Genomic DNA, 14,426 nt, shown 5'->3' with positions numbered 1-14,426 from the left:
ACCAAAACGCAGGGTTTTTTTATGCCTCCAATATCTATTCTTTATTTTTCAGTTCTTTGATTGTTAAACCAAAAAACCATTTCGGTGGTTGCTTGCAATCAAAGTGATCATTCCCCCATTTGGCCAATGCTTGAATACTAGGAAGAAGCTCACAACCACTTTCTGTTAATACATATTCGTAACGCGTCGGTCGTGTTTGGTAGGCTTGCTTTGCAATAAGTTCATGTTCCAGTAAGCGCTTCAATCGGTTGGCTAGAATGTTTGTGGGAATGTTTTCATCGCTGCTAGCAAAATCGCCGTAGCGACGTTTTCCTTGAATCAAGTCGCGTATGATCAATAACGTCCATTTATCCCCCAGTATGGATAATGAGGTTGCTAAAGGACAAGGCTTTGCATTGTTATCAATATTCTTATTCATGCTCTTAGATTACGAAATACTTTAGTAACTTGCAATTTAAAAGTTATATGTGCATAGTAACTTTCAAAATGAAAGTTACTAATTAGGGCATAAACGCATGAAAGTAGGGACACTAAATAAACTGGAGCAATTCGGTTTTATCGCAAAACTCATTCAATCACAGTGTCATGAGCAATTGAGTCGTTGGATATGGCGCTTCAAGCTGACAGGAGCCAGTCGCAAGACGGTTGATCTAGAGGCGCTGCGCACTCCTGATACACACTTAGTTAAGCAAACAGAGCAATTGGTAGGCGATCGCTATACGCCAGTCATGTATGCTCACTGTCAACGTACCTGGCAATTTGCTTGGGTTGTAGCCAGAGCATTCGATATTCATTTTGATGAAGAGGCTTTTTATATTGCATGCCTTATGCATGATCTTGGCTTAACCGAACCTTGTTGTCACAATGTTACCGACAAGGGTTTTCACGTACTTGGAGCAGAAGAAAGCGCTCGGTTTCTTAATGGCCGTGGGGTGGAGAGGGATCGCGTTCGCTTAGTCACAGAGGCCATAGAGCGACACTTGCATCTAGGGACTAACTTGCGTAATTCAGAGCCTGAATCCTATCTTTTAAAAATAGGAGCCCATATGGATGTAATCGGAAGTTTTGCTCATTATATTGAGAGCAAAAATCTTGCAAGCATACATAAATCCTATCCACGCAGTGGGTTCAATCAAGAGATAGTTAAAACAATTAATGAGCTACCACACCAGCCTAATTCTCATGCCGGAATCTTGAGGCGACTTGGCTTTGCTAAATTGGTGTATGATAATCCTCTCAATCATTTTCATCATTAATGATATTCAGTGTAACGTGGCGACCCATGTGTACGCGAAGTTTATTTGTCGTTTTGAGTTATTGCGTAGTGCTTGATTGAGCAGTGTTTCCAACGCACAATTTAGAACTACTTGTAGAGCTTTCAATAAAAACTTTTCCGTTTGATTTGGTAATGAGACGTCTTAGATATGACACCAGCGATTAATTTACTCATTAAGCAAAATGTAGGGCACACAATTCATGAGTATAACCATGATGCTCGGGCTGAATCTTTTGGATTGGAAGCTGCTGACAAGTTAAATGTTGATGCTTCTCGTGTATTTAAGACCTTGGTGGTCGAAACGGATAACAAGGAATTAGCAGTAGCAATTGTTCCGGTTAATCGTCAGTTAAACTTAAAGTCTTTAGCCAAAGCACTGAAAGTTAAAAAAGCGAACATGGCAGACACTAAAAAGGTTGAGCGCAGTACAGGGTATGTATTGGGTGGTGTCAGCCCATTAGGTCAAAAGAAGCGTTTGCGAACGGTTATTGATGAAACGACAAGCTTATTCGATACCATTTATGTAAGCGCCGGAAAGCGTGGTTTAGAGATTGAGCTGCCAGCCACTGCTTTAGCTAAGCTGCTTAATGCTGACTTTGCAAACATCGCCACTGAATAGTTGTCCGTTATACGCCTAAATCCACATGAGGCGTATCTGCTACTTCTGTTACGCAAAGCGTTGTGCGCTTTGCTAGGTTCTCGCTGTTTTTGTCGTTATATTGTGCCAAGTAGGTCTTCACCGATTCTGCACGTGCTTGTCCTAGCTGTGCCCAAGTCTCTTGCTGGGTTTCTTGCTTTGAGACGTAAGGGCAAACCTGTAATTCCAACTCGGTTTTTTCAGTCAGGATTTTAACAACTTTATCTAAATAATCTTTATGCGATTGGCTTAACTCAGTTTGCTCTTCTTTAAAGTCTAATTGATTGAGACGAATCGCCATGATGCTATCAGTGGCAAACGATAATAGTGATATAAGTGCCCCATAGGGTTGTAAGCTCTGCTGTAGATAATGCATGGATGCTGTTTTTAGGGCGAGTGTGCCTAATTGATTCATCACATCATCATAAGCAAAGTCTGGATCGCTAATTTTTCCCGACATAGGAATACTCAATTGCAAATTGCCATTATCGTCTCTCAACAAATCCAAAGCGGTATCGACGGGCATGGAAATTTGCTTGCTGACTCGGCTGATGGTATTTCGATTCTTCGGTTCTAATTTTGAGTTGCGCAAGAAGATTCTAGTTTCACCATTTAATGTTTCATCATTCAGCGTGACCTGTGTGTTTACATTGAGCATGCCCTTTTGTGCTCTATAGCCAATGGCTTTAGTCATATAGCCATTAAGTGGAATGATATTGAATTGTTCTAGCTCTAGGCTTGCCTTGCCCATGGGCCATCCTTCTTTGCGATTCAACTGGGCATTAAAGTTAATTTCGCTATAGTTATCCACAGAGGCCATGAGTTTTATGTTAACGTCGGGCTCGAAGGGAGCATCGATATCCTTCATGGATAGCGCGCTCACAGAAAAAGACTTTAGCGCCATTGGGACCACATAATTCGGATCAATGCTCTGGTCTCGAAACCAGATTGTGGAAATAGTATCTTTAGAATCTTGCAGTGTGATCCCTTCAATATTAATAGCAAATGATGACGCCTCTTTGATTTGTTCCCTAGAGCCTTTATCGTCGAAAGCGTCATCTGCACTATTGGCACTGTTATCTTTCTCAATTGAGTTTTGATGTTCTTCAGGCTTTTCTGTGTTACCTGAACCAGCAATTGAGTATTCAATCTCGCCATTCTGGTCACGATAATTATTTACTTTCAATCCAGAAACATAGTGTATGCCTGTCGTTAAACCAAAAGAGGTCAGTGTGAGTTGGTTCAGCCAGTATTTATCAAGTGTTAGCCAAAATTGCTTATCCGTCTGCTCGCCTAAGGCTAATCCTGAAAGTATCAGATCATTACTTACCAGCTTTTGTTCTTCAATATTTAAACCATCAATGCGGAGGGAAGCTAATTGCGCGATGGGATTTTGTAATACGAGGTCTTCAATCAAGACACTCCCGGAAAACTTTGGTGATTTCATTAGGCTGAACAGTGAACCCTGCACATTGATACTTAATTCTGTATCGGCTTGCGCAAGATTAGACATAAGTAGATTCGCTATTTTACCTTCTAAGTTAATCGAAGTTTCTCGATTCTCTAAACTATGAAAATTGCTTAGCGATAGCTTTTCAATCATCACTTTGGACGAAAGCGCCTTCATGTTTAATTGATAGGTGTGCTGCTGAATATTGATGGAATTGATTTCGATAGCCCATGGATTTCCACTTTCTACCGCATCAATGTTATCGTCTTTATTGTCACTGGTTTGATTTGTATTGCTACTTTTCGGCCCATTTAATGGAATTTGAATACCAGCGATAGACAGATTGCTATCATCCTCAGTGATAGGAATGCGAACGCCGTTTAGCTGGATCTCATTCATGACCAGCTGCTTGTTGAATAGTGGTAACCAGCGGATATCCACACTGATGTCATCAATAGTGGCTTGCTGATCAGTGCTCCATTTAGCATGTATATTGGAAAGTGCTAATTCACCATCAATCAGGTTGAGCGACCAGTTTTGTATTTGTAGCTTGTGATTGGGCCCTTGTTGTGCGTAAAAGTCTTCTAGCCATTGAATGGCGAACATTGGCGCCAGCTGCAAGCTGGCTCCAGTGGCAAGGATTAATAGTAAGAAAACAATGAACAGTCGTTTGAACCACTTCATATTCGTGCTTGTGCCTATCCTTTTGATTTGATCACACTCTGCCAATCAAGATGTTCTTCTACCGTATGCGCAAGTCGATCAATTTCTGATTCTTGGAAATCGTAATAATTGAAATCTACTGTAGCGGACTGACCGCTCCATTTCAAAAATGCTTTTATAAACTCTGGGCTGTCAAAGATGCCATGTACATAGCTGCCCATTATTTTATCGTCATCACTGAACAGTCCATCTTGTATGGACTCATTGCCACATTGCAATTCAAATTGCGCTTTTGCAAAAGCCGGCCCTGTCGATTCACCACTATGTATTTCATAGCCACTAAAATTTACATTTTCGTAATGCCAAATACCGGATACATTGCGCAATTGTTTATCGGGGTGAAGCGTGGTTTCAAAGTCGAGAAAACCGAGAGTCTTGCTTGAACCTGCTTCGCTTTCGATGCCTTTTGGATCGTGAATCCAGCTTCCCAGCATTTGTAAGCCACCGCAAATTCCAACGACTTTGCCTCCGTAGCGCAGGTGCTGGTGAATAAGTGGTATCCATTGCTTTTCTTCTAGCCATTGAAAATCTCGACGCACACTTTTACTACCAGGCAAGATTAAGACATCGCAATCGTCTAAATCATTGGGATATTTTACGTATTGAACATGAACATTTGGATGCAAACGCAAAGCATCAAAGTCTGTGTGATTACTGATTCTAGGAACAGCAATGATGGCTATCTTAATTTGTGTGGCGGCTTTGTTTTGTACGCTAGTCTGAATGCTGTCTTCGGCTTCAATATGCAGGTTTTCAATGTAGGGGACTACACCTAATACGGGTTTGCCGGTCTTCTCTTCCAGCCATTCAAGTCCAGAGGTTAGTAAACTGGGATCGCCACGAAAACGGTTGATGATAAAACCGATTACGCGATTTTGTTCAGAGTCACTTAAGCATTGCATGGTGCCGAGCAGATGCGCAAATACTCCACCACGATCAATATCGGCAACAATGATGACAGGACAGTCAGCTGCTTCCGCAAACCCCATATTGGCAATGTCACGATCACGTAGATTGATCTCTGCCGGGCTGCCGGCGCCTTCTACAACCACCCAATCGTATTGCGTTAGTAAACGCTGATGCGATTCCAATACCGCCTCTAATAGTTTAGGTTTATGTTGGTGATAATAGTTTGCTTCCATGTTGGCGATGGCTTTGCCGTGGACGATCACTTGCGCTCCGGTATCACTATTGGGTTTTAGTAATACGGGGTTCATATCTGTGTGTGGGGCAATACCTGCTGCTTGTGCTTGCACTGCTTGGGCGCGTCCTATCTCTCCGCCGTCTTTAGTAACGGCACTGTTGAGTGCCATATTTTGTGGTTTAAAAGGAGCGACTGAGTACCCATGGTTTTTTAGGATTCGACAAAGGGCGGCCACCATAACGCTTTTCCCTGCATCGGAGGTTGTCCCTTGAATCATTATACTAGGCATGATATTCGGCTAATAAATAAGTAAAGCCATTATCATGTCATAGCCCCTTTATTTTCACTAGCGCAAACTAATTTGTTTCGGATTCTTCTTCTGGTTCTTCTTGCGGCTTTACAAAGACGGCAATTTGCGCAGCGCTCCTTTGTTGATATAGGTTGAGTTTAGAGATAAGTGTTTCTGTTAGAGTTGTCCCTTTAGCTACCAACAGAATTCCGGTTTCAGTGATAACATCTCGTGTTGTGATTAATCCTGCCTCTAGTTCTTCCACATGTTTAAGCTTATCTTGTGGCACATTATCTCGTTTAATTAAGCGCTGTATAAAGCGAGTGTAAAGTTGTAGCAGTACTGGGTCATACTTTATAGAAATGTATTTTCCCATGTACTCTAGGGCATCCATGAAACTTAATGATTGTGTAAATTGTTGGCCGTGTATTAGTTGCTGGAAATCGACAACAATTCTCAATATGCGAGACCCTAAAGGAATCTCCTTGCCTTTTAAACCATCTGGCATGCCGGATCCATCCATATTTTCGTTTTGGTAACGAATAATATTGGCAGCAAAATCAAGCGTGCTCAGCGGTGCGAGCATATCCGCGCCGGTAGACGGGAAGTTGTCATACATCGCTCGCTCATCTGAATTCATTTCGTTGAGTGTTTTTCCCAAAATAGCATCAGGAAAAAGCATCTTTCCAATCTGATATAAGCGCGCTGCATTTCTAATTTCTGTAATGTTTTTATTGTCCAGCTTTATGAGCTTCGCCATGGCCACACTGTGATTAACTACATTGTTGTCCATCTCCCAGGGGGTGGAAATGCGTTGGCTCAGCATGTTGCTAATCATTTTAATGGTGGTGTTATATTGTTTGAGAAGTTCGTCTTTTGCTAAATCCGCGAACACGCGAGTATTGGCCAGTTCAGAGGCGACGGATTCCACTTGCTGCTTGAGTATCGATTGGTCTTCGCTATTCGGATCGGATTTACTGAGTTCCTGCTTGGCCGCAAATTCTTTTTCTACCGTTTGCTTGAGTTCCTCGTTGTCCCAAGGCTTGGTCATGTACTGATGGACTTGGCCTTCATTAATGGCACGTATTGTACTTTCTTGATCACTATAGCCAGTGAGTAATATACGGCGGCTGTCAGGAGTTAAGGTGATAGTTTGTGCGAGAAAAGCAGCGCCATCCATCTCGGGCATACGCATATCAGAAATAATCACATCAAACTTGTGCGATTTAATGAGATCAATACCTTCTGCGCCGCTATTGGCTGTATGGGTTTCATAGCGCTTACCACGAAAAACACGGCCTAAGGCTGTTAGCATCTGGGCTTCGTCGTCGACAAAAAGTATGCGAATACAATCTGACATGGTCAAATCCTCCCGATATAAATTGACTATAATTTAACCTGTCTAAGCTGTCTAAGATTAAAATAGTATAAAAACTGACTATTTTTTATTCATGTCTGGGTCTAAATTATTGAGTGGTTGTTGAGGATATGCAGTATGAGCGAAACCACCTATACGACAGGCGACGTGGCAAAGCTGGTAGGGGTAAATTTCCGCACCGTGATTCGTTGGATTCAACGAGGTGAACTAAAGGGATACAAGCTTCCGGGTAGAGGGGATCACAGAGTAATCCAGAGTGATCTGCTGACGTTTATGCATGAAAACGGTATTCCAGTGCCATCAGAGTTGAAGCAGTCAAAACGTATTTTGGTGGTGGATGATGATCAAGCCATGGCAGCAGCTATTGAGCGAGTATTGAAACGAGATCATTGGCAGGTCGAAATAGCGCACAATGGATTTGATGCGGGAATAAAGCTGTCTACATTTGAACCAGCGATAATGACGTTAGATTTAAGTATGCCAAAGCTTGATGGTCTCGATGTGATCCGATCGTTGCGCCAGAACAAGGTTGCAAACCAACCTAAAATATTGGTAGTGAGTGGTCTAGACAAAGCCAAGTTACAGCAAGCAGTCACCGAAGGAGCCGATGATTATTTAGAAAAACCCTTTGATAACGATGCTTTATTGGATCGTATTCACGATTTGGTTAATTAGCTCTAATCTGGAGATCCACATGCAAGGTTTGATCTTTAATGCGCTTGAAGAATTTGTCATCAAAAACGCAGATCTATCTACATGGAATACTATTTTGAGTGAGACTGACTTACCCAGTGGTGGTATTTATACTGCGGGGGGTCGCTATGATGATAGTGAGATGATGGCGTTGGCTCAGGCAGTCTGTGAAAAACTGGGCGTTGATCAAGCAACAGGGTTAGAGGTATTCGGAAAATTTCTTTTCGGCTTCTTACAAACCAGAATGGCATCTGTGTTAGAGGGGCGAAAAGATTTATTTGATACTTTGGAGAATCTTGATAACACGGTTCATGTCAATGTAAAGCGCTTACATCCAGATGCGTATTTACCGTTCTTCCAGTTTGAGTACTTGGATACAAATACTGGCTATCTAGATTATCGCAGTAATCGAAAGCTATGTTCCTTGGCGTCCGGTTTAATACAGGGCTGCGCGGATCACTTTAACTCGCCAATCCATTTGGAGCATGTTGAATGCATGCACGATGGGGCTGCTCGTTGTCGTTGGCATATAAAACGACTTGGAGATTGAAACGATGGCTGATGAATATCAAGTTGCGTATGAGCGAGAGAAGCAAGCTCGATTGACTGCCGAAAAAATGCTGGATGAAAAGACTCGAGAAGTGCAGTCCAGTATGGACATGATTCAGCATCAATTTAATGACTTAATGAATCAAAAGAAAGAGGCTGATTACTTGTTAGCGGTAGCGAGACTGACTCAAAATGAGTTGGGTTTAAGTTCAGTGATACAGCAGTATATTATCGCGACATCAGGCTATCTTATTGTGAACTTTGCACGTTATTTTTTTATTTCTGGTGGCGAAATAAAAGAGGCCCAAGTAATGGTGGAAGGCATAACGCTTCCTCAATTTAAAGCAGATGAATACCGCTATCTCTTTGATCAGGAGCAAACTTTTTCAATGACCACTAATGAAGTCAAGTGTGATCGCTTTCGTGAAGCTTGTGATGAAGTGGGGGTTACTCGAGTTTTATATTTGCCTATTAAGCGATTTGGTAAAGTGACAACGGTATGTGAGTTCTTTATGGACTCAGCCAGTAACCATAAGTCAGATGTTCTAGAGCAATGCCAAGTAGCAAGCTATCAAATCGGGGGAATGTTAGAGAAAAGTTACAATAAAAAGAAAGTAGAACGTACTCTGGTGGAAATTAAGCGTAGCCATGATCAATTAAAGCAAGCCCAAGCTCAATTGGTACAGTCAGAGAAAATGGCATCATTGGGTCAATTATCGGCGGGTGTTGCTCATGAGATTAATAATCCAGTGGGATTCGTGATGAGTAACATCACCACCCTAAAAGAATACGCTGATGTCCTCAAATCATATATTGATCTATCTCAACAAATGGTTGTTGGTGTGAACTCGCCATTGGCTAAGCAAATGATAGAAATTGATGAAGAGCAAGATATCGAATTTATATCTGGTGATATGCAGTCCATTATTAATGACTGTGTCGATGGTTTGAAACGTATTAAAGATATTGTAAGTAATCTAAAGTCCTTCGCCCGAGCTGATGATACCGAGGAACATCGCTTCGATCTTAATAAAACTATCGAAAATACTTTAAAGGTCGTATGGAATGAGTTGAAATATAAAGTTACTTTGCATCAGGATCTTGATAGTACATTGCCTGAAATTTTGGGTAACGAAGGTCAGATTTCACAGGTAATCATGAATATGCTCGTAAACGCCGCTCAAGCCATGGAAACGGAAGGTGAGATATTCATCCGAACAAAGAATTTGGGGAAAGATGTTCAGTTTGAAATTCAGGATACCGGATCGGGCATGAGCCAAGAGGTTAGAGACAAAATCTTCGACCCATTCTTTACGACTAAAGGTGTAAATGAAGGTACGGGTCTTGGCCTATCTATTACGTTTGGCATTATTGAAAAACATCATGGCCGTATCGAGTGTGAATCAGAGGAGGGCAAAGGCACTTTGTTCAGAGTACGTTTGCCGATTGATTCTCAAGGCGACTGATTTCATCCAGTAGGAAGCGACGAATAGCGGATGCTTCCTTCATGGTCTTCAACGACTCGAACAAAGGCACCGCTTGTTCATATGACATCTTCAAAAAGCTAAACCATTGTTTGATACGACCATGAGCATAGCTTTGCCCACCAAACTCTACTAGTTCATCCAGCATCCAAATCAAATCATGCAGTCGATGTATCCATGTATCGGAAGATTCACAACCTTTAATGGTGGCCGCTAACTCAGGGTCAGCCACTGCGCCGCGTCCCAGCATGACATGCTCGCAATGGCTGGCGGCTTTACACGCTTCGTAATCGCGGCGGTTCCAAATTTCACCATTAGCAATGATCGGGACTTTTACCTGTTGTTTAATGTTTTTGATTTGATGCCAATGAGCGGGTGGACGGTAACCTTGCACCTTAGTGCGGGCATGAATACAGATATCACGCACACCAGCGCTTTCCATGGCTTGGGCGTTGGCTAAGGCTAGTGCATCGTCCTTAAAGCCCAAGCGCATCTTGGCTGTGAGCGGCACATGCTCGGGCAGCGCTTTGCGAACGCTCTCCAAAATGGTATGAATCTGATCTGGGAATTGTAGTAAGTATGCGCCGCCACAGCGGCCGTTTACAAAACGTGATGGACAGCCAAAATTAATATTCACCACGGGAGCACCCAGCTCGGCGGCACGGCATGCATTCTCTGCCATGGCCACAGGGTCGCTGCCTAATAATTGTAAGTGAACAGGTGTGCCCGCTGGTGTTTTCCACTGATGGTCGGATTCTGGGCAAATACGTCTAAATGAACGCTCAGGCAGAAGTTGCGTGGTGACTCGCAAAAATTCCGTCACGCAATAATCAAAATATCCACCGCGGGTGAGAAGGGTCCGCATATGGACATCAACCAACCCTTCCATTGGCGCTAAGCTTAACTGCACGGTACTGCCTACTTTATTTAATCAAAGCGCCATTTTAGCAAATTATTATTCGTTTAATGTCCTGAATTAAATGAAAAAATACGGATTTGACCAAGTCGTCAAGCTTACGCCCTTATTTGCCTAAGCTATAGATTTCAAGTACATTACGGCGATATTTTTTGTCTAAGCTGATGAAGTTTTAGTCAAAAGGCCAGAATTGATTTACTGCAATCAATACACTGCTTTGCCACTTGGTGAACCCAAGTAAAGGCAATAAAAAGCAGTCCGTTTAGCCAATAAGGAGAGGATGTTATGTCCCCAATCGTAGCTGACGGCCTAGGCTTGTTGGGATTTGGCATGGGTACGGTTTTCGTATTCCTGATTTTATTGATCTTTGCCACTTCCATCATGTCGACAATAGTGAACAAGTACTTCCCTGAGGCAGCACCTGTGCCAGCGAAGAAACGTTCACAACCGAGTCAAGGGGCCGACCCGCAATTGCTGAAAGTGCTAGCAGCGGCGGTAAAGGAACACAAAGCTCGCCAAAAGTGAGCCACGGAACTTATAACGATAATTAACATAGGCCATTACAAATGACCGATACTAAAAAACCATTAGGCATTACGGACGTCGTACTCCGCGACGCACACCAATCTCTTCTAGCGACCCGTATGCGCATCGACGATATGTTGCCGATTGCGGAAAAGTTGGATCAGGTAGGCTACTGGTCTCTTGAATCCTGGGGTGGCGCTACATTCGATTCCTGCATCCGTTATTTGGGTGAAGATCCATGGGATCGTATCCGTGAATTCAAAAAGGCCATGCCAAACACCAAACAGCAAATGCTTTTGCGTGGTCAAAACCTATTGGGTTATCGTCATTACGCTGATGATGTGGTGGACAAATTTGTTGAGCGTGCTGCTACTAACGGTGTTGATGTATTCCGTGTTTTTGACGCCATGAATGATCCGCGCAACCTTGAGCGTGCAATTAAAGCAGTAAAAAATAATGGCAAACATGCACAAGGTACTTTGTCGTACACCACATCTCCTGTACATAACCTAGATGCTTGGCTAAGCCTTGCGAAACAAATTGAAGATTTGGGTGCGGACTCTATCGCCATTAAAGACATGGCGGGCATCATTACTCCTTATGATAGCTACGAGCTAGTTTCTCGCCTAAAAGCCGAAACCGATCTTGAGGTTCAACTGCACTGCCATGCCACTGCTGGTATGTCGGATATGTCGATCTTGAAAGCCATCGAAGCGGGTATTGACCGTGTTGATACGGCTATCTCTTCTATGTCTATGACTTATGGTCACACGGCAACAGAAAGCATTGTTGCGGCTATGCGCGGTACTGAGCGCGATACTGGTATCGATCTACTATTGCTTGAAGAAATTGCAGCTTACTTCCGCGGTATTCGTAAAAAATACTCGAAGTTCGAGGGTGCCTTACGCGGCACGGACTCCCGTATTCTTGTAGCACAGGTTCCTGGTGGCATGTTAACCAACATGGAAAACCAATTGCGTGAGCAAGGCGCGTCAGACAAATTTGATGATGTACTAAAAGAAATTCCAAAAGTACGTGAAGACCTAGGTTACATTCCGTTGGTAACGCCAACGTCACAAATCGTAGGCACACAAGCGGTGCTTAATGTACTGACTGGCGAGCGCTACAAGTCTATCTCTAAAGAGACGCAAGGCATCCTAAAAGGTGAATATGGCGCTGCTCCAGCTCCATACAACAAAGAGCTACAGGAGCGAGTACTTGATGGTGCAGAACCTGTGACATGTCGCCCGGGTGACTTACTAGATAACGAATTAGATAGCATCGTTGCCGACGTTGAAGCGCTAGCCAAAGACAAAGGCTTTGATTTGGCCAAAGACAAAATTGACGATGCGTTGACGTACGCGTTGTTCCCGCAGATTGCGCCTAAGTTCCTAGAGAACCGTGGTAACCCAGATGCCTTTGAACCCGCTCCAAAAGGTGAAGCAGAGGATACGTTTACCATTACTGTGGATGGTAACGAATACGTTGTTAAAGTAGATGAAGGCGGTGACGTTACTCAGTTGGGTGCATTAAATGGTGCGCCAACATCATTAGGTGGTAACACAGGCGCAATTTCTGCTTCAGCGGCTGGCGCTGCACCAAGCGGCGGCGAGCCAATGGGCGCACCGTTGGCGGGTAATATTTGGAAAGTTGAAGTATCTCCCGGTGACCACGTTGAAGAAGGGGATCTTGTGATGATCCTTGAAGCGATGAAGATGGAAACCGAAGTGCGTGCGGCTAAGTCCGGCACCATTGGTAGTGTGAGTGTGAAAGAGGGCGACTCTGTTGCCGTTGGCGATACTCTGCTAACAATCGCTTAAGGGGATATGATCAATGGAAACTTTACTTAATTTCTGGCACGACTCGGGGATCTACCAGTTAGAACCCGGTCAATTTGCCATGATGATCGTTGCCTTCGGGATGCTATATCTAGCCATCAAGAAAGGCTTTGAGCCATTATTATTGCTACCAATTGCTGTCGGTACACTGATGGTAAATATTCCTGGTGCAGGTCTTGGCTGGTCTGCAGCTGAGCAAGCAATCCGTACGGGCGGTGCTGACGTGTTAGAACAGTTCCGTACTCTGTTGGGTCTTGCGGCTAATGCGGATATAGCGACTATGCTAGACGCTTATCACCACGCAGAAACACCGATTTATAAGCAAGCAGTGATGTTGGGTAAAACCCTAGGTTTTGAAAACGGCATGCTGTATACCTTCTATTCTATGACCATTGCTAGTGGTGTTGCACCGCTATTGATTTTCATGGGTGTGGGTGCGATGACTGACTTTGGCCCACTACTGGCCAACCCGAAAACCTTACTACTGGGAGCTGCGGCACAGTTTGGTATTTTTGGTACGGTTATCGGCGCGGTATTGATGACCCATTACGGCATTACTGATTTCAGCGCTATGCAAGCTGCGGCAATTGGTATCATTGGTGGTGCGGATGGCCCAACGTCAATTTTTATTGCTTCTAAACTAGCTCCTGAACTACTGGGTGCGATAGCAGTAGCGGCCTATTCATACATGGCTTTGGTGCCTATGATTCAGCCGCCGATCATGAAGCTATTCACCACTGCAGAAGAACGTAAGATCAAGATGGAACAGCTACGTACTGTATCCAAGCTTGAAAAGATCTTGTTCCCATTAGCGGTACTGGTGTTAGTGGCTTTCATTCTACCGTCAGCAGCGCCACTACTCGGTATGTTCTGCTTTGGTAACTTAATGAAAGAATCCGGCGTGGTTGAGCGTTTAAGCGATACAGCGCAGAACGCGTTGATCAACGTTGTGACGATTTTCTTGGGTCTATCTGTGGGTTACAAGATGAGTTCAGATGCGTTCTTGAACTGGGAAACCATCGCCATCATCGTACTGGGTCTTGTTGCATTCTGCGTAGGTACTGCCGCGGGTGTGCTAATGGCAAAAGCCATGAACCTATTCTTGAAAACGCCGATTAACCCATTGATTGGTTCAGCGGGTGTATCTGCTGTGCCGATGGCAGCGCGCGTATCTAATAAAGTTGGTTTAGAGTACAACCCTCAAAACTTCTTATTGATGCACGCCATGGGACCAAACGTAGCCGGTGTAATCGGTTCTGCGGTCGCTGCTGGTGTAATGTTGTCTTATTTTGGTTAAACAAGGGTTATAACTTCCAGTTAAACAAAGCGCCTTCGGGCGCTTTTTTTATGCCCAGGGATGGGCGGTATCGCGTAAGGAGGCAGGACGCTGGTACGCATATGCCCAGGGATGGGCAGAATCGCTGTGTAAAAAGTTAACTTTCCGACAAACAACTCATGTTTGTAAACCTTGGTAAAGCATGGTTTACAGATGTTCACCAAACCTCTCACGCATTTTACGTTTTC

At 43.7% G+C, this 14,426-nt stretch carries 13 protein-coding genes; 8 read left to right on the top strand and 5 right to left on the bottom strand.

Annotated features, from left to right (window positions below; translation table 11 throughout):
• Positions 1-34: 34 nt before the first annotated feature.
• Positions 35-418, bottom strand: a complete 384-nt coding sequence (locus tag HF888_RS12625; protein ID WP_007019132.1) for a winged helix-turn-helix transcriptional regulator — start codon at positions 416-418, stop codon at positions 35-37.
• Between the two features lie 97 nt (positions 419-515).
• Between HF888_RS12625 and HF888_RS12620 the strand changes: the two genes are divergently transcribed.
• Complete coding sequence (locus HF888_RS12620; RefSeq protein ID WP_007019133.1) at positions 516-1,256, top strand: HD domain-containing protein; 741 nt, start codon at positions 516-518, stop codon at positions 1,254-1,256.
• Positions 1,257-1,424: 168 nt separating this feature from the next.
• The gene (ybaK, locus tag HF888_RS12615; protein WP_007019134.1) at positions 1,425-1,895 is read left to right on the top strand and encodes a Cys-tRNA(Pro) deacylase; all 471 of its coding nucleotides are present in this window, start codon (positions 1,425-1,427) and stop codon (positions 1,893-1,895) included.
• Between the two features lie 7 nt (positions 1,896-1,902).
• Here ybaK and HF888_RS12610 read toward each other — a convergent pair whose 3' ends face one another.
• The 3 genes from HF888_RS12610 to HF888_RS12600 form a co-directional block, all read right to left on the bottom strand.
• Positions 1,903-4,047 carry a DUF748 domain-containing protein gene (locus HF888_RS12610; protein ID WP_007019135.1) on the bottom strand — a complete coding sequence of 715 codons (2,145 nt, stop codon included), beginning with the start codon at positions 4,045-4,047 and terminating at the stop codon, positions 1,903-1,905.
• A gap of 14 nt (positions 4,048-4,061) precedes the next feature.
• Positions 4,062-5,519 (bottom strand): cobyric acid synthase, encoded by a 1,458-nt coding sequence (locus HF888_RS12605; RefSeq protein WP_007019136.1) that lies wholly within the window; start codon positions 5,517-5,519, stop codon positions 4,062-4,064.
• Between the two features lie 67 nt (positions 5,520-5,586).
• Positions 5,587-6,879 (bottom strand): HD domain-containing phosphohydrolase, encoded by a 1,293-nt coding sequence (locus HF888_RS12600; protein WP_007019137.1) that lies wholly within the window; start codon positions 6,877-6,879, stop codon positions 5,587-5,589.
• A 135-nt stretch (positions 6,880-7,014) separates the two neighbouring features.
• Between HF888_RS12600 and HF888_RS12595 the strand changes: the two genes are divergently transcribed.
• The 3 genes from HF888_RS12595 to HF888_RS12585 are packed head-to-tail and all read left to right on the top strand — an operon-like array spanning position 7,015 to position 9,605.
• Positions 7,015-7,572, top strand: coding sequence for a response regulator (locus HF888_RS12595; RefSeq protein ID WP_007019138.1), 558 nt, complete (start codon positions 7,015-7,017; stop codon positions 7,570-7,572).
• Positions 7,573-7,591: 19 nt separating this feature from the next.
• A complete protein-coding gene (locus tag HF888_RS12590; protein ID WP_007019139.1) occupies positions 7,592-8,140 on the top strand; it encodes a heme NO-binding domain-containing protein in 549 nt (182 codons plus the stop codon).
• Between the two features lie 4 nt (positions 8,141-8,144).
• Complete coding sequence (locus HF888_RS12585) at positions 8,145-9,605, top strand: sensor histidine kinase (protein WP_007019140.1); 1,461 nt, start codon at positions 8,145-8,147, stop codon at positions 9,603-9,605.
• On the opposite strand, the gene HF888_RS12580 is transcribed toward HF888_RS12585, so the two are convergent.
• A complete protein-coding gene (locus tag HF888_RS12580) occupies positions 9,568-10,533 on the bottom strand; it encodes a tRNA dihydrouridine synthase (RefSeq protein WP_007019141.1) in 966 nt (321 codons plus the stop codon). The genes HF888_RS12585 and HF888_RS12580 overlap by 38 nt on opposite strands.
• Positions 10,534-10,824: 291 nt before the next feature.
• Between HF888_RS12580 and HF888_RS12575 the strand changes: the two genes are divergently transcribed.
• The 3 genes from HF888_RS12575 to HF888_RS12565 are packed head-to-tail and all read left to right on the top strand — an operon-like array spanning position 10,825 to position 14,199.
• Positions 10,825-11,064 (top strand): OadG family protein, encoded by a 240-nt coding sequence (locus HF888_RS12575; RefSeq protein WP_007019142.1) that lies wholly within the window; start codon positions 10,825-10,827, stop codon positions 11,062-11,064.
• Between the two features lie 41 nt (positions 11,065-11,105).
• Positions 11,106-12,884: a sodium-extruding oxaloacetate decarboxylase subunit alpha gene (oadA, locus tag HF888_RS12570; protein WP_007019143.1), complete on the top strand. Its 1,779-nt coding sequence runs from the start codon at positions 11,106-11,108 to the stop codon at positions 12,882-12,884.
• Positions 12,885-12,897: 13 nt separating this feature from the next.
• The gene (locus HF888_RS12565; protein ID WP_007019144.1) at positions 12,898-14,199 is read left to right on the top strand and encodes a sodium ion-translocating decarboxylase subunit beta; all 1,302 of its coding nucleotides are present in this window, start codon (positions 12,898-12,900) and stop codon (positions 14,197-14,199) included.
• Positions 14,200-14,426 lie beyond the last annotated feature (227 nt).

The sequence above is a fragment of the Bermanella marisrubri genome, assembly GCF_012295615.1.
Taxonomy (GTDB): Bacteria; Pseudomonadota; Gammaproteobacteria; order Pseudomonadales; family Oceanobacteraceae; genus Bermanella; species Bermanella marisrubri.
This window is presented reverse-complemented; position numbering and strand designations above follow the sequence as displayed.